The organism is Hydrotalea lipotrueae (assembly GCF_019249625.1).
Lineage (GTDB): Bacteria > Bacteroidota > Bacteroidia > Chitinophagales > Chitinophagaceae > Hydrotalea > Hydrotalea flava.
In genome coordinates this window covers 79,413-103,177 of the sequence record NZ_JAESDL010000010.1, presented here as the reverse complement: position 1 = coordinate 103,177, position 23,765 = coordinate 79,413, and the positions used below count along the sequence as shown (strand labels likewise).

At 38.9% G+C, this 23,765-nt stretch carries 21 protein-coding genes; 8 read left to right on the top strand and 13 right to left on the bottom strand.

Going from position 1 to position 23,765, the window contains the following annotated elements; translation table 11 throughout:
- Nucleotides 1-32: 32 nt before the first annotated feature.
- Nucleotides 33-1,394 carry a RagB/SusD family nutrient uptake outer membrane protein gene (locus JK139_RS07970; protein WP_218330997.1) on the top strand — a complete coding sequence of 454 codons (1,362 nt, stop codon included), beginning with the start codon at nucleotides 33-35 and terminating at the stop codon, nucleotides 1,392-1,394.
- 87 nt (nucleotides 1,395-1,481) lie between these two features.
- Here the strand turns inward: JK139_RS07970 and JK139_RS07965 are convergent, their stop codons facing one another.
- The 4 genes from JK139_RS07965 to JK139_RS07950 form a co-directional block, all read right to left on the bottom strand.
- A complete protein-coding gene (locus JK139_RS07965; protein ID WP_218330996.1) occupies nucleotides 1,482-1,817 on the bottom strand; it encodes a hypothetical protein in 336 nt (111 codons plus the stop codon).
- Nucleotides 1,818-2,077: 260 nt separating this feature from the next.
- Complete coding sequence (locus JK139_RS07960; protein WP_218330995.1) at nucleotides 2,078-2,710, bottom strand: flavin reductase family protein; 633 nt, start codon at nucleotides 2,708-2,710, stop codon at nucleotides 2,078-2,080.
- A gap of 35 nt (nucleotides 2,711-2,745) precedes the next feature.
- Nucleotides 2,746-3,330, bottom strand: a complete 585-nt coding sequence (locus tag JK139_RS07955; protein WP_218330994.1) for a hypothetical protein — start codon at nucleotides 3,328-3,330, stop codon at nucleotides 2,746-2,748.
- Nucleotides 3,331-3,439: 109 nt separating this feature from the next.
- Entirely contained in the window at nucleotides 3,440-6,823 is a 3,384-nt protein-coding gene (locus JK139_RS07950) for a methylmalonyl-CoA mutase family protein (protein WP_218330993.1), read from the bottom strand.
- A gap of 107 nt (nucleotides 6,824-6,930) precedes the next feature.
- Here JK139_RS07950 and JK139_RS07945 point away from each other — a divergent pair, with 107 nt between their 5' ends.
- Both JK139_RS07945 and galK read left to right on the top strand, forming a co-directional pair.
- On the top strand, nucleotides 6,931-7,875 hold the full coding sequence (locus JK139_RS07945; protein ID WP_218330992.1) for an aldose 1-epimerase: 945 nt from the start codon (nucleotides 6,931-6,933) through the stop codon (nucleotides 7,873-7,875).
- A complete protein-coding gene (gene galK / locus JK139_RS07940; RefSeq protein WP_218330991.1) occupies nucleotides 7,875-9,053 on the top strand; it encodes a galactokinase in 1,179 nt (392 codons plus the stop codon). Before JK139_RS07945 ends, galK begins: the two co-directional genes overlap by 1 nt.
- Here galK and JK139_RS07935 read toward each other — a convergent pair.
- Complete coding sequence (locus JK139_RS07935) at nucleotides 9,025-9,408, bottom strand: RidA family protein (protein WP_218330990.1); 384 nt, start codon at nucleotides 9,406-9,408, stop codon at nucleotides 9,025-9,027. The genes galK and JK139_RS07935 overlap by 29 nt on opposite strands.
- 80 nt (nucleotides 9,409-9,488) lie before the next feature.
- Here JK139_RS07935 and JK139_RS07930 point away from each other — a divergent pair, with 80 nt between their 5' ends.
- The 4 genes from JK139_RS07930 to JK139_RS07915 all read left to right on the top strand — a co-directional run bounded on the left by JK139_RS07930 (nucleotide 9,489) and on the right by JK139_RS07915 (nucleotide 12,304).
- The gene (locus JK139_RS07930; protein ID WP_218330989.1) at nucleotides 9,489-10,106 is read left to right on the top strand and encodes a 3-hydroxyacyl-CoA dehydrogenase family protein; all 618 of its coding nucleotides are present in this window, start codon (nucleotides 9,489-9,491) and stop codon (nucleotides 10,104-10,106) included.
- Nucleotides 10,107-10,117: 11 nt separating this feature from the next.
- Nucleotides 10,118-10,819 carry a tRNA (adenosine(37)-N6)-threonylcarbamoyltransferase complex dimerization subunit type 1 TsaB gene (gene tsaB / locus JK139_RS07925; RefSeq protein ID WP_074421326.1) on the top strand — a complete coding sequence of 234 codons (702 nt, stop codon included), beginning with the start codon at nucleotides 10,118-10,120 and terminating at the stop codon, nucleotides 10,817-10,819.
- Nucleotides 10,820-10,900: 81 nt separating this feature from the next.
- On the top strand, nucleotides 10,901-11,236 hold the full coding sequence (locus JK139_RS07920) for an ArsR/SmtB family transcription factor (RefSeq protein WP_068242201.1): 336 nt from the start codon (nucleotides 10,901-10,903) through the stop codon (nucleotides 11,234-11,236).
- A gap of 375 nt (nucleotides 11,237-11,611) precedes the next feature.
- Nucleotides 11,612-12,304 carry a rhodanese-like domain-containing protein gene (locus JK139_RS07915; protein ID WP_218330988.1) on the top strand — a complete coding sequence of 231 codons (693 nt, stop codon included), beginning with the start codon at nucleotides 11,612-11,614 and terminating at the stop codon, nucleotides 12,302-12,304.
- Between the two features lie 17 nt (nucleotides 12,305-12,321).
- Here JK139_RS07915 and JK139_RS07910 read toward each other — a convergent pair whose 3' ends face one another.
- The 7 genes from JK139_RS07910 to kbl are packed head-to-tail and all read right to left on the bottom strand — an operon-like array spanning nucleotide 12,322 to nucleotide 20,756.
- Nucleotides 12,322-13,221: a lysophospholipid acyltransferase family protein gene (locus JK139_RS07910; protein WP_317196297.1), complete on the bottom strand. Its 900-nt coding sequence runs from the start codon at nucleotides 13,219-13,221 to the stop codon at nucleotides 12,322-12,324.
- Between the two features lie 44 nt (nucleotides 13,222-13,265).
- Nucleotides 13,266-14,861 (bottom strand): L-aspartate oxidase, encoded by a 1,596-nt coding sequence (gene nadB / locus JK139_RS07905; RefSeq protein ID WP_074421207.1) that lies wholly within the window; start codon nucleotides 14,859-14,861, stop codon nucleotides 13,266-13,268.
- A gap of 51 nt (nucleotides 14,862-14,912) precedes the next feature.
- Nucleotides 14,913-16,925, bottom strand: coding sequence for a (E)-4-hydroxy-3-methylbut-2-enyl-diphosphate synthase (gene ispG, locus JK139_RS07900; RefSeq protein ID WP_218330986.1), 2,013 nt, complete (start codon nucleotides 16,923-16,925; stop codon nucleotides 14,913-14,915).
- A gap of 52 nt (nucleotides 16,926-16,977) precedes the next feature.
- Nucleotides 16,978-17,568 (bottom strand): tetratricopeptide repeat protein, encoded by a 591-nt coding sequence (locus JK139_RS07895; RefSeq protein WP_218330985.1) that lies wholly within the window; start codon nucleotides 17,566-17,568, stop codon nucleotides 16,978-16,980.
- 7 nt (nucleotides 17,569-17,575) lie between these two features.
- Nucleotides 17,576-18,631 carry a vWA domain-containing protein gene (locus JK139_RS07890; protein WP_218330984.1) on the bottom strand — a complete coding sequence of 352 codons (1,056 nt, stop codon included), beginning with the start codon at nucleotides 18,629-18,631 and terminating at the stop codon, nucleotides 17,576-17,578.
- 59 nt (nucleotides 18,632-18,690) lie between these two features.
- Nucleotides 18,691-19,563, bottom strand: a complete 873-nt coding sequence (locus tag JK139_RS07885; protein ID WP_218330983.1) for a penicillin-binding transpeptidase domain-containing protein — start codon at nucleotides 19,561-19,563, stop codon at nucleotides 18,691-18,693.
- A 5-nt stretch (nucleotides 19,564-19,568) separates the two neighbouring features.
- Nucleotides 19,569-20,756, bottom strand: a complete 1,188-nt coding sequence (gene kbl, locus JK139_RS07880) for a glycine C-acetyltransferase (RefSeq protein WP_218330982.1) — start codon at nucleotides 20,754-20,756, stop codon at nucleotides 19,569-19,571.
- Nucleotides 20,757-21,157: 401 nt separating this feature from the next.
- Here kbl and JK139_RS07875 point away from each other — a divergent pair, with 401 nt between their 5' ends.
- A complete protein-coding gene (locus JK139_RS07875; protein WP_218330981.1) occupies nucleotides 21,158-22,471 on the top strand; it encodes an APC family permease in 1,314 nt (437 codons plus the stop codon).
- Nucleotides 22,472-22,486: 15 nt separating this feature from the next.
- Here the strand turns inward: JK139_RS07875 and mqnC are convergent, their stop codons facing one another.
- The gene (gene mqnC, locus JK139_RS07870) at nucleotides 22,487-23,611 is read right to left on the bottom strand and encodes a cyclic dehypoxanthinyl futalosine synthase (protein ID WP_218330980.1); all 1,125 of its coding nucleotides are present in this window, start codon (nucleotides 23,609-23,611) and stop codon (nucleotides 22,487-22,489) included.
- Nucleotides 23,612-23,765: the final 154 nt, after the last annotated feature.

Below are 23,765 nucleotides of genomic sequence, written 5' to 3'. Positions count from 1 at the left end.
GTAAATTTATTTTTAATACGAAATAATTTTTTATGAAACAATATATGTATAAAAGCTTGTTGCTGCTGTTGGTTGTTTATGGAACAGCCTGCAATAAAATGTTGAATACGCAGCCTACACAAAGTATTGATCAAACCGCTGCATTAAATACCAGCAGCGATGTGTTGGTAGCTTTAACAGGCGCTTATGCCGATATGGGCGTGGAGAATGCTTATGGAGGATTAACTTTTGTTGCCCCCGATTTATTAGGCAATTTTGCTGAATTAAACTGGAGTGGAACCTATCAGGGAATGACTCAAATTTATAATAAAACCATTCCTATTGATAATAATTTTACGACTCAAAATTGGTTAACCAGCTATAAAGCTATAAACGATGTAAACAATGTATTGAGTGCATTGAACGTGGTTACAGCCGATAAAAAAGCATCGGTGGAAGGACAGGCTAAATTTATTCGTGGCGCAATGTATTTTGATTTGGTACGCTTGTTTGCCAAAGCATGGAATGATGGTGACCCAACTGTTAATGACGGTGTGCCGCTTGTGTTAACTCCTACCGAAGGAATTACTGATGCGAATAAGGTAAAAAGAAATAAAGTATCTGAAGTATATGCGCAGGTAATCAGCGATTTAACTACTGCAGAATCATTATTGCCGGCTACCAATGGTTTTTATGCCAATAAAGCTGCCGCCAGTGCCATGCTGGCCAGAGTATATTTACAAAAGGGCGATTATGCCAACGCTGCAGCTGCCGCCAACAGAGCCATTACTACGGCCACTGCCAATGGCTTTGCATTAACACCTACTTATGCTGCTGCTTTTCCTGCACCCTACCCTCCGGCCGGTGTAGCCAATACTACTGAAGATTTGTTTGCCATGCAGGTAACTCCCACATCGGGTTATAATACCTTTAATGAGTACTATTCACCATTAAGCAGGGGTGATATTCAAATTAATCAGGCGCATTTAAATTTATATGAACCGGGCGATGCCCGTTTGGGTTTGTTCTATAATTCAGGCGGTTCTATTTATACTGCTAAATTCGATAATTTATATGGCAATGTGCACATTATTCGGTTGGCAGAAATGTATTTAACAAGAGCTGAAGCCAATTTTAGAATGGGAACACAAGTAGGTGATGCACCGGTAAATGACATTAATAAAATAAGACAAAGAGTGAATTTGTTGCCATATACTGCAAGTACGTTAACACTTGCCGCCATTTTAAAAGAAAGAAAATTAGAATTGGCTTTTGAAGGGTTTACATTACATGACATTAAAAGAACGCAGGGTACAGTAGGGCCGTTAAATTTCGATTCACCTAAATTAGTGTTTCCAATACCCAAAAGGGAAATTATTGTGAATCCGAATTTAACACAAAATGCAGGATACTAACGGAGTATCATTGACTTCCTTAACATAAAAAATGCCGCCTCTTTGCAGGGCGGCTTTTTGTTTTCATAGGTTCTTGATATTTTTTATTTAGTCATCATCTCCTTCATCTCTATGACCCCAACCATGGTTATGACCTTCATGTTCATTCCTTTCTCTATTATAATATACTACTCTCCCCCTGTTATAATAATCATCCCTACCCCAGTTATCATAATAATCATATCTACGTCGTGTAGGTACTACAATAACAGCTCTGGGTGCGCAAACTGGATAAGGATCATCATAAACAACAACTGGCCGTGGAGCCGGATAATAAACCGGTGTGCCAATTCCAAGGTTTACATTCACTCTAACTTGTGCTTGTGTATGTTCGGTTAAGCCTAACACTACAAATAATCCGGCTGCGATGATTAGCTTTTTCATAAAAAATGGTTTAATGGTTTAAAAATCCGGGATAGGGAAAACTCCTGAAAGGGCAACTTATCCAAACCCGTTCTAATTGATATAATGCCAATTGCGTGCCAGAATTTATTTTTTAGGGAAGAAGTATTTCCGGCTTCTATTTTACAGGAAGTAATTGGGATGCCTGAAAAGCAGTATTTACAATATTTTCAGGCATAATTGGAAAATATTTTTGAAGATGATTTTATCCATTTGATGCGCAGCTATTAACAAATCATTTATTAAATTGACGTAACCGGACGATCAGGTTTTGCGTAATGAAAGCGTTGTGTAATATTTCCGCAGCAATAGGTGTCTGAACCCAAACAAGCCAATGAACCTGTTTTGTCAATAGCTATCAATCCATCCGCTTCCGGTAAAATATCTTTTAAAAAAATATCGGTTATTTCTCCTATTACCAAGAATGTATGGTTATGTGTAATGGGTATTATCTCTACCAACTGTAAAGCGTATCGAATGTTGCTTTCTGCTACAAATGGTGCTTCAATACCTTCTATCCATTGCATAGTTAGGCCGGTAGCTATAAATTCATTTACAGCTGCATCATATTTGGCACTGGTTTGATGTGCCTGTGCCACAAATGCTGCCTGGATATGGTTAATGGTATACACTTTCGTGGCTTGTATATTGGCCAGGGTATGTGGCGCGGCACTTATTGGCCGATTGATGTAGCCAATTAATGCAGGATTGGAGCCCAAATGAACAATACTACTAAAAATAGCCAGATTGGGAATGCCATCCGGACTGGTTGTTCCAATTAAAGAGGCCGGTTTAAAACCGGTAATACTCTGAATGAGGTTGGCACGGTAAAATCTTTCCCAACCAGCAATGATTTGTTGATTAAAATGCTGCATATGGTTATAGTAACATATAACCCATAAAATTGTTGTTAATTGGGATTGGTTGATGCAACCTCATAAGTGTGCATAGGTTTAAAACTTAGCCGATCACCTTCTCCTTTTTGGAGCTGGTATTGAATAAACCTTTTTTTACCGGTATAGGAGGCAGTTGAATCATTGGAAGAATACAATGGGAAGTTTCGCATCAACAATCCTTCCATTAATTGAAAATGATCCTGACCTTTATAGCCATCTCTTAGTTTCGGGTCATTTAAAATGTCGGGAAAGCTAACAAAGGATACGGATTTGTTTTCATTCGATACCAATGCAATAACGTTACCATACATTTCATTCGGGCCGTTATAAACATTCATCATTAAATCGGGGAATCCGTCATTATTAAAATCATCAATGGCTGCCTGCTTAATCACTCCCTTTACAAAAAACTCAGGATCTCTGGCATTGGTGAAACCTACTAATTTGATGCTGGCTAAATTATTATCCGGATTTTTGTTATTGCACCGAACTCTGTAACCAATTTTACCAATTAAAACCGTGGTATCAATTTTTGAGGTTTGTGCCAAAATACATACAGGAAAAAAAACTACCATTAATGCAATACATCTTTTATTCATGCTTTCTGATTTAAATTGTATTAAACATTCCACTTCCATTTCTTCAAAAATGTCAGGAACAGTAAAGATGAATTTTTTTGTTTTGTTGAACGATTAAAATCAGTACAAATTACATATTTCTTCTGTATTGGCCACCCGCCTGATACAGTGCATGTGTTATCTGGCCTAAACTACAATATGGAACTACTTCCATAATAGCCGTAAACAAATTTCCATTTTGTTTGGCAGTTTGCTGCAAATAAGCCAGTTTTTCATTGGCTACTCCGGCATTTCTCTGGTGAAAAGCCTGCAAATTTTGAATTTGTTGTTCCTTCTCTTCTGTTGTTGAACGAATCACTTCACCGGGAATTACAGTTGGACTGCCTTTTTTATTCAGGAATGTATTTACGCCTATAATTGGTAAGTTTCCATTGTGTTTTAAGGTTTCATAATGCAAACTTTCTTCCTGAATTTTATTGCGCTGGTACATTCTTTCCATTGCACCCAAAACGCCACCCCGTTCATTAATTCGGTCAAATTCTGCCAATACGGCTTCTTCCACTATATTGGTTAATGTTTCTATTGCAAAACTACCTTGTATAAAATTTTCAATTTGCGCTGTTCCCAATTCGCGGTTAATAATGAGTTGAATAGCCATGGCTCTGCGTACACTTTCTTCCGTAGGTGTAGTAATGGCTTCATCATAGGCGTTGGTATGCAGCGAATTACAATTGTCGTAAAGAGCATACAATGCCTGTAAGGTGGTTCTGATATCATTAAAATCAATTTCCTGTGCGTGTAAACTTCTTCCCGATGTTTGAATATGGTATTTCAGTTTTTGGGAACGTTCGTTGGCATTGTATTTAAATTTCATGGTTTTGGCCCAAATTCTGCGGGCTACCCTGCCAATAACACTGTATTCGGGGTCCATTCCATTGCTGAAAAAGAATGACAGATTGGGAGCAAAATCATCGATATGCATACCTCTGCTTAAATAGTATTCTACATAGGTAAATCCATTGGCAAGGGTAAATGCCAATTGAGTAATGGGATTGGCGCCGGCTTCTGCAATATGATAACCACTAATGCTTACACTGTAAAAATTACGTACCTTATTTTCAATAAAATATTCCTGCACATCGCCCATTAGTTTTAGTGCAAATTCAGTTGAAAAGATGCAGGTGTTTTGTGCCTGATCTTCTTTCAAAATATCTGCTTGTACAGTACCCCTTACCTGTGCTAATGCGTTGGCTTTTATTGAAGTATAAATTTCATGTGGTAATACTTCACTACCCTGTAAACCAAGTAACCGCAAGCCGAGTCCGTTATGTCCTTCGGGTAAACGTTCCGGTGCCATGGGATTATAGTAAACCGGGCGCTGCAATTTATTATATTTTTTTGTGGCATATGCTTCTACTTCAGGCCATAAACCATGTTGTTCAATATATTTTTCGCATTGCTGATCAATTGCAGCGCACATAAAAAAAGCCAGTAAAATGGGTGCAGGACCATTAATCGTCATGCTTACAGAAGTTTTTGGATCACATAAATCAAAACCACTGTATAATTTTTTAGCATCATCAACAGTGGCAATATTAACTCCGCTATTGCCAATTTTACCATATATATCCGGTCTTATGGCAGGATCTTCGCCGTATAAGGTAACACTATCAAATGCGGTTGATAAACGGATAGCGGGTTGCCCTAACGATACATAATGAAATCTTTTATTGGTTCGTTCCGGTCCGCCTTCACCGGCAAACATTCTGGTTGGGTCTTCCCCTGTTCTTTTCAATTCAAATACACCTGCAGTATAAGGAAATCGCCCCGGCAAATTTTCTTGTAATTGCCAATGCAACACATCACCCCAGTCTTTGTATTGTGGCAATATAATTTTATGTATTGCAGTTCCGCTTAATGAGGTAACGGTTAGGGGCTGCTGTATTTTTTTTCCCCGAACTTCATAACTTAAAAATTCTGACTGGTATTGTTTTTTGATTGAAGGCCATTCATCAATGCGTTGTTTACAGTCAGGGTCTAATTGTTGTAAAGTTTGGGTTACAGCATTTTGCAGGTCTGTATTTTCTTTCAACCATTTGTTTTCTAAAACACCCTGTAGCTGATATAGTTTTGATGCAATATTGGATTGTTGTATGACCCATGCATCATATTCTCTGATGCGTTCAACAATTTCTGACAGGTAGCGTATTTTTTTGGGTGGAATAATAGAGGGTTTATTGCTATGCAAATGCAGTTCTGTGGCCGGTAGATGTTCAATGGGCCAATGTATATTTAATTTTTCTGCTGTTTTTTGCATCAGTAAATTAAAAAGTGTGTTCATGCCCGGATCGTTAAACTGCGCAGCAATGGTGCCTACAATGGGTAATTCAGCTACACTTGCCTGAAACAATTGGTGGTTGCGTTTGTATTGTTTTTGTACATCGTGCAGCGCATCTAATGCGCCTGCTTTATCAAATTTGTTGATACAGATCAGATCCGCAAAGTCCAGCATGTTTATTTTCTCTAATTGAGAGGCTGCTCCATATTCGGGCGTCATTACATATAAACTGACATCACTGCAATGTAAAATAGAAGCATCGCTTTGACCAACACCTGCGCTTTCCACAATAATACAATCAAAGCCGGCAGCTTTGCAAATGTTAATGGCATCTTGTGCATGCGCACTGATGGCTGCATTGTCTTCTCTGGTTGCTAAACTGCGCATATAGGTTCTTGCCCCAGCTATGGCATTCATTCTGATACGATCGCCCAATAATGCACCACCGGTTTTTTTCTTGGAGGGATCAATACTGATTACTGCGATGGTTTTTTGCGGATATTGAAGCAGGTAACGCCTAACCAGCTCATCGGTTACCGAACTTTTGCCGGCACCGCCTGTGCCTGTTATTCCAATAACTGGAATGAAGGCAGGAGCAGTATTGGTTTGTTGTAAATAATCTGTAATTGCTGTGTATGGTTGCTTGTTTTCTGCCATTGTTATGGCTCGTGCTATGGCTATAACATCTTTTTGCTCTCCCAGTGCAAAATGGAGCGGTTTCTTATAAATTTGTTTTAATTGGGGAGATATAACGGTACTGCACTGTTGCAGCACATCTTCAATCATGCCATCCAAACCCATGTGCCTGCCATCATCAGGTGAGTATATTCTGGTGATTCCATATTGATGTAAAATTTCAATTTCCTCCGGCAATATGGTACCGCCGCCACCGCCGAATATTTTAATATGTCCGCAACCATTTTCATCCAATAAATCTTTCATGTACTTAAAAAACTCAACATGCCCACCCTGGTAGGATGTGATGGCGATTCCCTGAACATCTTCCTCAATAGCCGCTTCTACAATTTCCTGAACACTGCGGTTGTGGCCGAGGTGAATAATTTCGGCACCTTTACTTTGTAAAATGCGTCGCATAATATTAATCGCTGCATCGTGTCCGTCAAATAAACTGGCAGCAGTAATCAATCTAATCTTTGAATGGTTCTTTTGTTCCATAGCACATGCATTCTAGTGACCAACAAAATTAGGGTATTGATGTTAACGGTTGTTAGTTTTGTGGATACACAGATTTTATTTTTACATTGTGCCTCAAAAATTAAGGTATGCGATTCAGCAGCTCAGTCATTACAAAAACGCCATTTGAAGTAATACAGTTAAAAGATGAATTAAATGGAACGGTGGTTGAAATTTATAGCATGGGTGCATTAATGAACGGATTCTATGTTTTTGCAAACGGGCATTTACACAATGTGATAGATGGATTTGCTACACCCGAAGCTGCTCTAAAAGAAATAACCTATGGCTTTAAGAGCGCAAAACTGGCGCCCTTTGTATGCCGAATGGCAAACGGACAATTTACAATAGATGGTCATCAATATACCATCGGAAAATTTTATTTAGGCGATCATGCCATTCATGGTTTAGTGTACGATGCTTTATTTGATGTGATGAACATACATGCCGATGAACATGCCTGCTCCGTTGGGCTGCGCTACAGCTATACCGGTTCCGACAAAGGTTATCCCTTCCCATTTGAATTATTGGTGAATTGGAAATTAGAAACCAACAATAAAGTTACCGTAACAACCACAGTACTGCATCACCATGCATCTGCTATTCCTTATAGTGATGGCTGGCATCCTTATTTTACTTTGGGTACCAGTGTAGATGATTGTACACTTCAATTTACCGGTAACCAGCAGGTTGAATTTGATGAACGCTTGTTGCCTACCGGCGTAACCATTGATGACCATCGGTTTGTTAAGGGAACGAATTTGAAAGACATTGATTTAGACAATTGCTTTCTGCTCAATGCATCTGAACCTCCACGTTGCCTGCTCAAAAATAATTTAATGGAACTGTGTATTCAACCCGATACAGCATATCCTTATTTGCAGGTATATATTCCACCACATAGAAACAGCATTGCCATTGAAAATTTAAGCAGTACTCCCGATGCGTTTAATAATGAGATGGGGCTATTGTGGTTAAAACCCAATCAACATCACATTTTTAGTACTTCATATACAGTAAAATCGCTTGAATAATGGATAAAGATCAGGAACGAATTGTCAGCATCTTTAAAAATACATTTAAAGATACACCTGCTTTGTTTTTTTCTCCCGGCAGAATGAATTTAATAGGAGAACATATTGATTATAATGATGGATTTGTTTTGCCGGCTGCAATTGATAAAGGTATCTGGATAGCTATTTCAAAAAACAATACCCACACCATTCGTTGTATTGCGGCCGATATTCAGGAAGAACTTTTTGTAACTACAGATGCAATTCAAAAGCAGGACGGATGGAAAAATTACATACTGGGTGTATTGCATGTATTGCAACAGGAAAATTTTTCAGTTGAGGGATTTGATTGTGTGTTTGGCGGTAATTTGCCGCCGGGTGCAGGCCTTTCTTCTTCGGCTGCCATAGAAGCGGGATTGTTATTTGCATTGAATGAATTGTGCAACTACCGGCTTTCTACCCTGCAGTTGGCTTTGCTGGCACAAAAAGCCGAACATAGTTATCCGGGTGTGCAATGTGGTATCATGGATATGTTTGCGAATTTGTTTGGAAAAGAAGCCAATGCCATATTATTGGATTGTGTTTCCCTTCAATATAAATGGGTACCTTTTGTTTTGAAAGAATATACTATTGTATTAATTAATTCAAATATACATCATAGTCTTGCTTCCGGCGAATACAACAAGCGAAGAGAGGAGTGTAAAGAGGGATTAAGCATATTGTCTTCTTTGCATAAAGACTATCATTCTTTCCGAAATATTTTACCTGAAATGGTTGAAGCCAATAAATCTGTTTTACCTGAAGTAATTTTTAAACGTTGTTTATTTGTTACACAGGAAATACAAAGGGTACTGCAGGCAGTAGAAAAATTGGAACAACAAAATTTAAAAGCTTTTGGGCAATTATTGTATCAAACCCATGAAGGGTTATGCCACTTATATGAAGTTAGCTGTGCTGAAACCGATTTTTTAGTTGCGGCTACTCGGAATTATCCGGAAGTGATTGGCGCCCGGTTAATGGGTGGCGGATTTGGAGGTTCTGTTCTTTGTATGATGCAGGACGGAGCGGCAGAAGCAATAACCCGGGCAATTTTAGCCGCCTATCAACAGCAATTTAACATCAAAGCAGAGGCCTATTTTGTAAAACCGGCTCCGGGTACGTACCAACAGGTTACAGATGCTGCAATGCAATCATGCTGATTTCAACATGTACATTTTTAGGTAATCCTTTTACAGCAATCGTTTCTCTGGCCGGGTAATCACCGGAAAAATAGCTGCCATATACTTCATTTACGGCCGCAAACAATGCCATATCGCTTAAAAAAATGGTTGTTTTAACAACATGTTCAAAGCTTATTTTGCTGGCTTCTAAAATGGCTTTTATGTTTTGCATCACCTGATGGGTTTCTGCAACAATATCATCTGTAACTAAATTGCCGGTTTGGGGGTTAATTGCAATCTGTCCGCTTAAATAAATGGTTTCTCCGGCTTTAATGGCCTGGTTATAGGGTCCAATGGGTGCCGGTGCTTTATCTGTTTTGATAATTTGCTTCATTGTAAAACTTATTTTACTTTGGCAAGTAACTGTATTTTCTGTTATCAACCAACCTATTTTTGTATTTTAAATAATGGATAATGCATATACTGGTTAAAGCCAATCAGGCGCAACGGGCCGCTTTATTACAGAAAAAAATACCGGCAGGGGTACAAGTTTACTGGTTTGAAGAGAACAACCATCCAATAGCAGATGCTTATTTTGATTTTTTATATGAAACAGAAGGCCCTGCATTTCAGCATATTACCGATAAACCTGTTTTTGTAAATGCAGTTATTCCACTATGGAAAACAATGCCTGTAAACTTTATTCGTTTCAATGCCTGGCCTTTTTTTTGGGAGAGGTCTATTATTGAATTGGTCAATCAGGAAAGCTCCGTTCAACAAACAGCAGAAAAAACGATGCAGCAACTTAATTTTTCATTTATCTGGTGTCCGGATATGCCCGGTATGATTGCTGCCAGAATCATTGCTGCCATTATTAATGAAGCGTATTTTTGTTTGGGAGATGGCGTTAGTACAAAAGATGAAATTGATACAGCCATGCGTTTGGGCACCAATTATATTTTGGGGCCGTTTGAATGGGCTGAAAAAATAGGTGTAAGCAATATTGTGCGCTTATTAGAGGCAATGCAACAACAATCTTCTCAATACCAGGTTGCCCCACTTTTATTGGAATCAATTCATACAACATATTAAAATATACAGTATTGGCAATTATTTTAAATATTGATACCGCTACAGAAACAGCCTCAGTATGTATATGTTATAACACTGAAGTCCTTTCTATCGCATACAGTAATGAACAAAAAAACCATGCAGCATTTGTACAGCCTGCCATTCAACAAATATTGCAAAAAACAAATACCCATATTGCTGCTATTGATGCAGTTGCCGTAACAGGTGGTCCGGGTAGTTATACAGGCTTACGTGTTGGTTTAGCCACAGCTAAAGGAATTTGTTATGCATTACAAAAACCACTTATTATTGAAAATACACTCAGGGTAATGGCTCAGGCGGCTTTGGCAACACTATCGCATTACATACTACAAAATACAAATACCCAGTGGCTGTTATGTCCGATGATAGATGCCCGTAGAATGGAAGTGTTTACTGCGGTTTATCAACCGAATTTAATGTCGGTATCTGAACCTGCAGCACGTATTTTAGAAGAGCACTGCTATAATAACTTGTTAAAAGACCACCATATATTATTTTTTGGCAGTGGCAGCATAAAATGGAAAAAATTAATACAACACCCCAATGCACAGTTTGCCGAAATTAGTCAAAATGCAGGCCATCTCGGTGTTTTAGCCTATCAGGCATGGCGAAATAAACAATGGGTTAACCTGGCTTATGCCACTCCTTTTTACCTGAAAGAATTTTATCATCCAAAAAAAAATTACAAATAATCCTTTTTTGGTATACACCGTATTTAAAAAGTATTTAACTTTAGCCTTATATTGTAATTTTTTAATCCCCAATCACTAAACATGAGTAGTTCACAAAACACACTAACCTTAAGCAATGGCAGGCCCAGTGCAAAGGTTGACTTGATCCAGTCAAAGAAGGCGGCTCTAATTTTAAGAGCGCTGAACCACAAACTTCGCCAGCAAATGCTGAAGTTGTTGGATGAAAACAAAAAAATGACTGTTACTGAGTTGTATGTAAAATTGCGTTTAGAGCAATCTGTTGCCTCTCAGCATCTGGCCATTTTGCGTCGTGCAGAATTAGTAAACACACAACGCAATGGTAAATTCATTTTTTATGCACCCAACTATGCCCGCATTAACGAGGTGATGAAATTTGTTACCGAATTAGTAGGATAAATTTTTTGATTTATCCCATACCCAATTCCACCGGTTTTCATTAATCGGTGGATTTTTTTTGTATTACACTCGTTGCTTACGGAATAGTTTTATTGATTTTCAATACAAGTATTTCAAATTTTCAATAGTGTTAGTTTCATTGTAAACAAGGACTTACCTTTGTACACTTTTAATCAATTATTGTCCGACAAAACTTAACTAAAAAATCGCTGTAATCCTTTGTTGTATAGGATTACAGGCTAAAAAATGGTTGTTTCAAAATTGGATGGAGTCTCCCATCTTTTGAAATCGGCTGAAATATGGTTCTGTAAAGGGTTTGAACCATTATTTTACAATTTTAGTCGGCCAACAATGACTTTTAATAATAAGATTCATATGAACAAAATGCCCGAAAAGCCACTTGCTTTAACTGTAGCAGAAGTAAAACAATGGCTGATTCAAAATGATGAAATTCGTGTGTTAGATATTCGGCCGGCCCAAAGTTTTGAAGCAGGTTTTATTACCGGTGCCATTACAATTTGTTCGGAAGATAATCTCTCCGAATGTTTAACCGCATTACAGTTGCAAATTAAACCCATTATTTTGGTTACCGATACAGCCACTGAAGAACGCATTCAATTAATGCAGCAACAAGGTTATCAGCAAATTATTGGATATTTAAAAGATGGCATGAATGCCTGGAATACACTGAATGAGCCCATCGACCTGATGATAGCAGTAGAAGCAGATGAATTGGCTATGGATATAAAATTTGATGAGCAATTAATTTTAATAGATACACGTTCTGATGAGGAATTTGAAGCGGAACATTTGAACAATGCTGTCAATATTCCTTTCACCGAACTAAAAGATCCTGCCAGTATGGCTAATTTTGAAGATTTTCAAAATATTTATATTTATGGCGAAAATGGTTACAGGGGTATCACAGCTTGTTCATTAATTAAAAAAGAAGGCATCCATAATTTGCGGCATTTGCAGGGAGGTTGGCCCGAAATTAAGGCAATGGGTGCTGTATTTGAATTGATAAAGCCTTCCAAAAAGGCGAATCATGATCCAAAGGAAAATTAAAGCAGAGGAGCAATAACTTATTTTAGTAGATGTGCATGCTTCTCCTGCTGAAAAGTCCATTTCCAGCGCCGATGGCTCCACAAATAATTAGCCGGCCTTTTTCGCACTTCATCTTCTATAAAGGCAATCATTGCTTTCGTAATGGCTGCTTCCGGTAAATTTTTTGGGGTAGTAGTAAATATGGTGGCTTCTGATTGATAGTAGCCTCTTTTTACCCGGTAAAAATTGCAGAAAACAACAGCAGTATCATTGTAACGGGCACTTAGTTCAGGGCCTTTTACAAAAGGGGCAGGTTTCCCAAAAAAATTAAACCAATAAGTATTATCCGGCTTGCCTGGATTTTGATCACCTACCAAAATTAATGCATATTGTTGTTTTGATTCTTGTGCAAATTCTTTCTTGAAATTAGATGCAGATACCAATTTTGTTCCAAACCTGCTGCGAATGTGCATGAACAGTCGGTTAAAAATTTTATTTTCAATAGGCTTGTATACCACAATAAAGTTGTATAATAAATGTTGTGCATAGGCTACATTTGCCAGTTCCCAGTTAAAGAAATGACCCAGCAAAATTTGTACATTTTTGCCAGTGGCATATAATTCGTTAATAGTATGGTAGTCTGCCTTTACTCTTTTATTCAATTCTTTCCCTGAAATAGAAACTAATTTAATTACTTCGGCAAATGTATCGGTGAATTGCCGGTAAAATTCTTTTGCAATTTTTCTTCGCTCCGCTTCCGATTTTTCAGGGAAGGCTGTCATCAAATTTTCATCCACTACTTTTCTTCGGTAACCAATGACATAATAAATAATTACATAAAAAAAATCACTTATCCAATAAATTGCACGCCATGGTAGCAAGGAGAGTAAATAAAATAATGCGTAAACAATGTAATACATATTTTTTCTGTAATGAATGGTGAAAGGGGCGAGATTTTATTGAATAGAATAGTGAATAATGTTTATAGTACAATGTTTTGCAGTAAAGCACTCTTTTCCGGATGGTCAGTATTGAAATGAAGCCCCCGACTTTCTTTACGAAACATGGCGCCTTTTACAACAAGATATCCAACGGTAATTACATTTCTTAATTCACATAGTTGTGGTGATACTTTGGCGGTTCTATACAATTGTTCAGTTTCCTCATATAACAAGTCCAATCGTTTCATGGCTCTTTGCAAGCGAATATCTGTTCTTACAATACCCACATAATCACTCATCAGTTGTTCCAGCTCTTTTCTGCTTTGGGTAATTAAAATCATTTCTTTAGGATGGGTTGTTCCTAATGCATTCCAGTCGGGAATATTTTCCTGAAATGCTATATGAACAATTTGTTCAACACTGGCTAAATAACTTCTGTGGGCAAATACCATGGCTTCTAATAAACTGTTGCTGGCTAAACGGTTGGCGCCATGCAAACCAGTACTGGCACATTCACCACAAGCAAACAAGTGTTGAATGGATGACTCGCCCCATTCATTGGTTTTAATACCTCCACAACTGTAATGTGCGGCCGGAGCAACGGGTATCATTTGACGTGATACATCAATACCAATACTCAAGCATTTTTCATAGATGTTTGGAAAGTGATGTTTAAATTTCCCCATATCCATGTGGCGGCAATCTAAATAAACATGCTCTGTACCGTCCTTTTTCATTTCATTATCAATAGCTCGGGCTACTATATCTCTCGGTGCCAGATCTTTTCGTTCATCATATTTTTCCATAAATGCTTCGCCCTGCTTATTTCTTAAAATTCCTCCATCGCCCCGAACAGCTTCGGTAATTAAAAAAGATGGAGAAACGCCGGGCTGGTACAATGCCGTAGGATGAAACTGAATAAATTCCATATTTTCAATGCGGCCTTTGGCGCGGTATACCATTGCCACTCCGTCACCGGTTGCAATGGTAGGGTTGGTGGTAGTTCTGTAAACCTGTCCGCAGCCACCGGTAGCCAGTACGGTAATTTTTGCCAGTACTTTTTCTATTTCGTTGGTTAATGTATTTAGAACATATACGCCATAGCATTGAATATCCTGTGTTGATTTGGTAACTAAATAACCCAAGTGGTGTTGTGTAATCAAATCTACCACAAACCAATGGTGTATTAATTGTATGTTTTTTGTGGCCTGCACCTCATTTAATAAAGCTCTTTCTAATTCCTGACCTGTAACATCTTTATGGTGTAAAATTCTGTAAGCACTATGTCCGCCTTCTCTTCCCAATGCATATTGGCCGGAAGCATCTTTATCGAACTCTGCACCATATCCAATCAATTCTTGAATTCGGTTCGGGCCTTCCTTTACAACTATTTCTACAATTGCTTTATTGCATAGTCCATCTCCGGCAACCAAAGTATCTTCAATATGTTTTTCATAACTGTCGGTAGTATCATCCCAAACACCAGCAACGCCGCCCTGCGCATATTTGGTATTGGTTTCTTCTGCATTTGTTTTAGTAATAACGGTAATGGTTTTATCTGGAAAATGCTTAGCTACCTTCAACGCATAACTTAATCCGGCTATGCCGGAACCTATCACTAAGAAATCAGTACGCATATGGTTCATGTAATTATCAATAAAGGTATTAATACTAAAAATTATTCAATTTTAATGAACCGGTTCAATCCATACGTTGCTTTCTTTCAGCAAGTCAATGAGTTCATTTAAAGCAATACCACTGTCTATATTTCTTTTTACAATTTCTTTACCTCTGTATAAAGTAATTTTTCCCGGGCCACTTCCAACATAGCCAAAATCGGCATCGGCCATTTCGCCCGGCCCATTTACAATACAACCCATGATAGCTATTTTAACGCCTTTTAAATGGTGTGTTTTTGCCCTTATTTTAGCAGTGGTTTCCTGCAAATCAAACAAGGTTCTGCCGCAACTGGGGCAGGAGATGTATTCTGTTTTAGAAATACGGCAGCGGGTAGCCTGCAAAATTCCAAAAGCGGTATTGTTTAAAAATGCTTCTATTGTGCTGTTTTCCAAATAATTTCTACCGCTGGCTGCGGTGCTTTTTTGCGCCAGATTATTGTAGATTGCTGCATCAATTTCTAAAAATAAGCCATCGCCCATGCCATCTAATAACATGGATCCGGCAACGGTTGCAAAATGTATCAGATGTTCATCAACGGTATGCCATTTGCTTGTGATATTGAAAATTACCGGATTTTGAATATTTCTATTCATCAACTCTATTGCCATTTTTCTCATAGCCGGCATAGTATGGGTGTTTTTTGTTGTTAAACAAATCACCACGGTAGGATCATTGGCAAATTCTGTTAAATATGTATAATCATTCAGCGTGGTATCATCACTATAGCAATCTAATAAAACAAAATTAATAGCCGCATCTTTTTGAATGGCCTGTACATAACCTGATCCGCTGAATATAGGATGATATTTGCTTTTATCAGCAGCTAATGCCCAGCTGGCCGGATAACAAATTACCTGTAAGGTTCCCGGTAATTCAAATGATAGTAATTGATGGCCGGTGAAAATATAATCTGCTGCTGCATCTCCAATATTCCATTTATCTGTTGTTGCATCATAAGCATAACCAATACTACGCAAATGCTGTGGCGTTATGTTATCTATCTTACTGAAATCGGCTACAACAACAGGCACTTGTGTGCCTCCTGTATTCTGTACCATGAAAGAATCCCTTCTTTTATATTGAAATGGATTATAGGGTATGTTGTTTACAGCAGGAATTTTATTTTGATTGCTTGAGCTTTGTGTATAGCGCTTTACCAAATCTTTACAAACAGGTATTTCAAATTCAGGATCTTCAGTTAAAGAAACCCTGATGGTATCGCCAATGCCGTCTTCTAATAACGTACCAATGCCTGCAGCACTTTTCATACGTCCGTCTTCACCATCGCCGGCTTCGGTAACCCCGAGGTGTAAAGGATAACATTCGTTAAATTCTGCCATCATTTGTTGTACCAACAGGCGGTATGCTTGTACCATTACCTGTGGGTTGCTCGATTTCATACTAAGTACAATGTTATGATAATCTAAGCTTCTGGCAATTCTTAAAAATTCCATTGCGCTTTCCACCATGCCATTGGGTGTATCGCCATAGCGGCTCATAATTCTGTCGCTCAATGAACCATGATTGGTGCCAATACGCATGGCAGTGCCATATTCCTTACAAATATTTACCAATGGGGTAAACCGTTCGCGGATTCGTTCTATTTCTTCGGCATATTCCGCATTGGTATATTCAATTTGTTCAAACTTCTTTTTATCAACATAATTACCGGGATTGATGCGTACTTTTTCTACTATTCTGGCTGCTATTTCAGCTGCATTGGGCGTAAAATGAATATCAGCCACCAACGGTGTGTTATATCCTCTTTTGCGTAATTCATTTTTGATGTTCAGCAAATTCTCTGCTTCATTTTTTGAAGGAGCTGTAATACGGATTAATTCTGCACCGGCTTCAATACAACGAATGGCTTGCTCAACTGTGGCAATTGTATCCATGGTATTGGTGGTGGTCATGGTTTGTATGCGAATAGGGTGCCCGTTACCCAACAGCAGGTTGCCAATTTTTACTTCTCGTGTTTTTAAGCGACAGTATTTTGTTAGGTTGTTACAATAAAGTTGCATAACTAATATTTTGAAGCGATTTTAATAAAACAATTATTTGCGCTAAAAGTTGCTACCAGTCTTTTTCAGTATTAACCGGTTTTATTTTTTGTTTTTCGTATTGTTGTAATTCTTTTTCCTGTTGGCGTAACTGGTTTAGCAAATTATCTGCCTGTTGTTTGCTTAAAGGATTTTTAGGTTGTTTTTGCTGATTGTTTTGCTGCTGTTCATTCTTTTTTTGTTCATTCAGCGCCTTTTGCAAATTATTTCGGGCTGAGTCGCTATTAGGGTTTAATAATAAGCTTTCTTTAAATGCTTGTATGGCATCACTTAACTGTTGTTGTTTAATGGCTGCTACGCCTGAATTATAATAAGCCTTTGCTTTTAAGGATGCATTGTTGCTGGTTAATGCCGCTTGCTGAAACTGTTTGGCCGCAGCATCATAATTTTTTTGTTGTTGTAAGGCGTTTGCTTTGTTAAATAGGGCAATACTGTTATTAGGATTGGTGGCTAATATTTTATCATAAAGCGACTGTGCTTCTGAATAGTTGCCGGATTGGTACAATTGATTGGCTTTATATAACAAAGCCTCTTCTGTTTTGTTTTGTGCTGTTGCCTGAAAAAAAAGGAGTAAGCAGGTAAATATGATATAAATTATTTTCATTTTTTGTTTAGATATTTGCCAATTGGTTTGCCTTTTTTGTTTCTTTCTGTTTCTTTTGTACGTTCAATAAAACTTTGTTGCGCTTCTTTTCTGAAATAAATATTTCCAGCAAAAGTAATATAAGTGCTACTGACAAGAATACAGGGTAGTACAAAGTATATTGCATATACCCTCCATTGTTGTTCAACGGCTTGGTTTGCATATTGTTTAATTGCATGGCTATTGCATTGGCCACACTGCCGGTATTGTCTAAAAAATAATATTTACCTTCTGTTTGGTTGGCCAGTTCCTGCAATAGTGGGGCATCTAATTTTGAAATAACCGTTTTGCCATTGGCATCTTTTTTATAAGCGCCACTTTCCATAATCGGTGCACCTCCTTCCGTTCCCACGCCAACGGTATATAAAACGGTGCCATGCTCTGCCAATGTTGCGGCAGCATCTTTTGCACCTGCATCTAAATCCTCCCCATCGGTAACCAATACAACGGTTTTATATTTTTTTTCTTCATCATCCAGCGAGGCATCGGCTAATCGAAGTGCCGCACCAATATCGGTTCCCTGAACCGGTGCCAAATCGGGCGATGCATTGTCAATGAACAATTTCGTGGCCACAGCATCGGGCGTAAGGGGCATTTGCAAATAAGCCTCTCCGGCAAACACTACCAAACCAATACGGTTGTGTTCTATTTCGGGTGTAAGCTGATTTAAAAATGATTTGGCCTTTTCTAAACGGCTGGGTGGCACATCCTGGCTCAGCATACTTTTGCTTATATCCAATACCAGCATCACATCTATACCATTACCCTTACCGTTTTTTTCTGATGTAGGTTTTCTGAGGTTTGCCCAGGAAAATATTAAACAGCCAATGGCTGTAAATACCAGTACAATTTTCAGTCCGTACCTTTTGGGCATATAATTATTGGTGAGTTGTTGCACCAATGTTGCATTGCCCAACATTTTTCTTATATGGCGCTTATGCCTTATAGCAGCAATATATGCTACCGCTAACGGAACAAGCACCCATAGTGCCCATAAATAATTTTGATTACCAAATTGTACCATGTGCTGCAAGCTACAGGTTCCTGTTAAAAAGGAAAAACTAAATTATTGGTTCACCAACACTATTTCTTCCCTTTAAAAAATCCCAATTGGGTTAATATATCATCTACTATTTGCGGGCCGGTGTTTTGTAAGGGTGTATTTGAACTTCCCTCTATATTCAACACAAAAAAATAAGGATGCTTATTTTCTTCTACCCAGCCCAATACCCAGCCAATGCTTTTTTGGTTTGGCATAATGCCTTCGCCATCAATGTAAGATAACTGATAATTGGCATTGCTTCCTTTCAGCATCAACTTTTTGATGAGAATTTGCCAGGTTTTATCAAAGGGCAATTGGCCAAAGTAAAGGCGTTTTACCAGGCCTAATTGTTCATCTGCGGTAATGGTAAGGGTATTATTTAACCAAAAACTATCTATACTGCTGCCTATTCGATGATTCCCATATTGCAGGCTATCTAACCAATACTGCATTTTTTCTTTCCCGGTTCTTCTTGCTATTTCCTGAAAATAGGGGGTGGCAGCTGCCTGAAATGCTTCATCAAAACGCAGGGTTTTATTCCAAGCAGCAGCGCTGTCGCCATTGGCATATTTTCGTGTTTGTCCATCCCAGGGTATAAGCATTCTTTCATTGGCAATGGTGCCAATTTGTAAACCTATCAATGCATTTACAATATTAAATGTAGCGGCAGGCTGGTAGGCAGAATCTTTATACCGTTTTAAATGGTACATGGTAAAGCTGCCCCTTCCATTGTCTAACAATGCAAAGCTGCCCTGTACACCATGCTGTGTAAAATAAGTTCCCAGCGAAGCATTTTCCTCAATATTATTAGAGCTGCAGGCCGATAAAAATAGTAGCGGTAATAGCACTGCAGCAAGTAGTTTAAGCTGCTTTAACCCATCTGTTTTTTTAAAAAATCTGAGAGAACTTTGCATAAATATTATTTTAACACATTCAATTTTTTGCCTACTTTAATAAAAGCCTGAATGGCATGATCTAAATGATGTTGTTCATGTGCAGCACTCAATTGCACCCTTATTCTGGCCTGCCCTTTGGGAACAACCGGGAAAAAAAAGCCAATTACATAAATGCCTTCCTGTAACAAGGCAGCGGCAAATTCCTGTGCCAGTACTGCATCGTACAACATAATGGGTACAATGGGGTGTTCGCCGGGTTTAATGTCGAAACCTGCTTCTGTCATTTTGGTTCTGAAATAGCGGGTATTGTATTCTAATTTATCGCGCAGTGCAGTGGTTTCTGTTAACATATCTAATACCGCTATGCTGGCCCCGACAATGCTGGGCGCTAAAGTATTGGAGAACAGATAGGGGCGCGACCGTTGCCGCAGCATTTCAATAATTTCTTTTCGGCCACTGGTAAAACCTCCGCTGGCACCGCCTAATGCTTTACCCAAGGTTCCGGTAATAATGTCAATTCTGCCCATTACACCGCGGTATTCGTGGGTGCCCCTGCCGGTTTTACCTAAAAATCCGGATGAGTGGCATTCATCAATCATTACAATAGCGTTGTATTGGTCGGCCAGATCGCATATTTTATCCAATTGTGCTATGGTACCATCCATACTAAAACTGCCATCGGTAACTATAATGCGGCTACGACAGCTTGCAGCATTTTGCAGTTGTGCCGCTAAATCGGCCATACTGTTGTGTTCGTACCGAAAGCGTTGTGCTTTGCAAAGCCTTATCCCATCAATAATAGAGGCATGGTTCAACGCATCGCTGATAATGGCATCTTCTTCATTGAACAAAGGCTCAAATACGCCACCGTTAGCATCAAAAGCGGCAGCGTATAAAATGGTATCTTCTGTTCCCAGAAATTGGGCAATTTTTGTTTCTAATTCTTTGTGAATATCCTGTGTGCCGCAGATAAACCGCACACTGCTCATCCCATAGCCATGGGTATCAATAGCTTTATGAGCAGCCTCAATTACTTTGGGATGGGCCGATAAACCCAGATAATTGTTGGCGCAAAAATTCAATACTTTTTGGCCGTTAACCATAATTTCTGCGCCTTGTTCGCTGGTAATAATGCGTTCTTTTTTCATTAAACCAGCTTCGGCTATTGCGGCCAGTTCTTTCTGTATCCGTGCAACAAAAGGTTTGTTCATGATGCATTTTTTTAAGGTGACAAAGGTAGGGAAAGCCGTTGGCAAGTATCTGTTTTATGTTCCATACGCATATCCCGGCATTCACCCTTTAAATAAAATGTGCTGTTGTTAATGAGCCGGGTATTGGTTGGTTTATTCAACTTACAAGAACCGGGAATAAAAAAAGGCAGCTTCTAACCCCTTAAAAAAATCTGTTTCCTATATAATCGCTGATGTTGAAATGTAAAAACCTGAAGATACGATAAAAAATATTTTTTTACATTATATGTGAAAAGATTGCAGTTAAATATGGTGCCTGTTTTCGATTGGCTTTCCCTTAATTTAGTGGCTGAATTCAGGATCGAATTCTAAAGGCGATTGGTATGTTTTTGATAATTATTGAACAGACTTAATTTTTCTTTTTGAAAAAAATCAGCGTATACACGGCAGCCTCCATTGTAATTGCGAATATGATTGGCACCGGTGTTTTTACCAGCGTAGGCTTTCAACTCAATGCCATTCAAAATACCTGGAGTATTTTGAGTTTATGGGCTATTGGTGGCGTACTTTCACTTTTTGGCGCATTTGCTTATGCCGAATTGGGCACCCACTACAAAGAATCGGGCGGCGATTATATTTATTTATCCCGCATATTTCATCCGGTATTGGGTTATCTCTCGGCCTGGGCAGGTTTAACCGTTGGTTTTTCGGCGCCGGTAGCCCTGGCTGCTATGGCATTTACCCAATACCTTTCGCCCGTGCTGGGCTTTGCAGGTAACCAATGGATGGCCGTTGGTATTATTGTGCTAATTGGGCTAATGCATAGTTTTACCATTCGGCATAGCAGCCGACTCCAAAATATCAGTACATTGGTTAAAATAGGTTTTATCTTAATCTTAATCATCATTGGTTTGTTGTATGCCACACCGGCAGCCAATGCCATTCAGTTGAATAACAACTGGCATAAAGAAATACTACAACCCGGATTTGCAGTATCAATGGTATATGTAGCATTTGCCTATACCGGCTGGAATGCTGCTGCGTATGTGGTAGATGAAATTGAAAATCCCGGCATTAGCCTGCCACGTGCCTTAATAGGCAGCACTTTATTTGTTACCGTAGTGTATATTTTATTTCAATATGTATTATTGAAACATGCTACCGTATCGGCTTTAAAGGGCAGGGAAGAGGTAACTTTTATTGCCTTTAACAATATTTTGGGTACTACCGGCGGTAAATGGGTGAGTGCCTTTATTGCCATTCAGTTAATAGCTACCATTAGTTCTTATTTATGGGTGGGGCCAAGGGTAACCTGTGCTTTGGCGCAGGAAAATATGCTCTGGCGGCCTTTGGCAACTAAAAATAAAAATGGTATACCGGTGGCTGCTGTTTGGTTGCATGTGGGTATTGCTATTGTACTACTCTTAACCGGTTCGTTTGAAAAAGTATTGCTGTATGCCGGTTTTATTTTGCAGTTAATGGCATCCTTAACAGTAGTTACCAGTTTATTTACTACGCCAAAGCCACACAAAACATTTAAAAGTCCGTTGAAGCCTTTTTTGCAAATTATTTTTTTATTGTTTAATGCTTGGGTACTGGTGTTTACACTAGTAGATAAACCGGTTGAAAGTATGATTGGGATAGGTATATTATTGGCAGGATTGGTATTATATTTTTTCGATGCACCTTATAGCCGGCAACAAAAAGAGGCAACTGAAAATCAATTGCCTCAATAAAATCCAACTGTTTTTTTAATAATTAATCACCTGCTCTTGAATGGTTTCAGGAATGTTGCGCCACTCATATTGCTGATTCCTGAGCTGTGGTTCAAAGCCGGCTTCGCGAATGGCATCCTGAATGGTTTTATAGGTAAAACGATGCGGAGCACCTGCTGCGCTAACTACATTTTCCTCAATCATTATACTGCCAAAATCGTTGGCGCCGCTGTGTAAACATACCTGTGCTGTTTCTTTTCCTACCGTTAACCAACTGGCCTGAATATTCTTGATATTGGGTAGCATGATGCGGCTAATGGCAATCATCCGTATATATTCATCAGCGGTGGTTAAATTGTGTACACCTCTGATGCGGGTTAACAGGGTATCTACATCTTGAAATGTCCAGGGTATAAATGCCAGAAAACCTTTGGCATTGGCGGGTTTCATGGCCTGTACTTCGCGAATGCGGGCAAGGTGTATAAACCGCTCTTCAATGGTTTCTACATGGCCAAACATCATGGTAGCACTGGTGGTAATATTCAGTTCATGAGCTTCATGCATTATGGCCAGCCATTCATCTGCACCACATTTGCCTTTTGATATTAATCTTCTTACCCTGTCAACCAATATCTCAGCACCTGCACCGGGCAAAGAATCCAGTCCCGCTTCTTTCAATGCAGTTAATACTTCACGATGGGTTGATTGTTCTAATTTGGTAATATGGGCAACTTCCGGCGGCCCCAGTGCATGCAGTTTAATGGTGGGAAATTCCTGCTTGATTTGCCGAAAAATATTGGTGTAAAAATCCAAACCCAACTCCGGATGGTGGCCGCCCTGTAGCAGCAACTGATCGCCACCGTAACGAATGGTTTCCGTAATTTTTTTCCGATAGGTATCCATATCGGTAATATAGGCTTCCGCATGCCCAGGTATGCGGTAAAAATTACAAAACTTACAATTGGCAATACAAACATTGGTGGTATTTACATTCCGGTCTATCTGCCAGCTAACCTTACCATGTGGCACCTGTTTTTTCCGCAGCGCATCAGCCACAAACATCAATTCGGTTAATGGGGCCTGCTCAAACAAAAACATGCCTTCCTCAATGGTTAAAAATTCCAGATTTAATGCTTTCTGATACAAATCATTCAACTGCATAAACAATGTTTAAAGAGTAACAAAGGTAGGGGGCTAAAAGTTGTATTTACAAATGCAGCTTCCAATAAACCCCATTTTCATTTGCTGCCTCCTTTTGGTTGCATGGCACCCATCAACGTTTCGGTTAAAACATGTCTTTGTTTTTCCGTTTAAA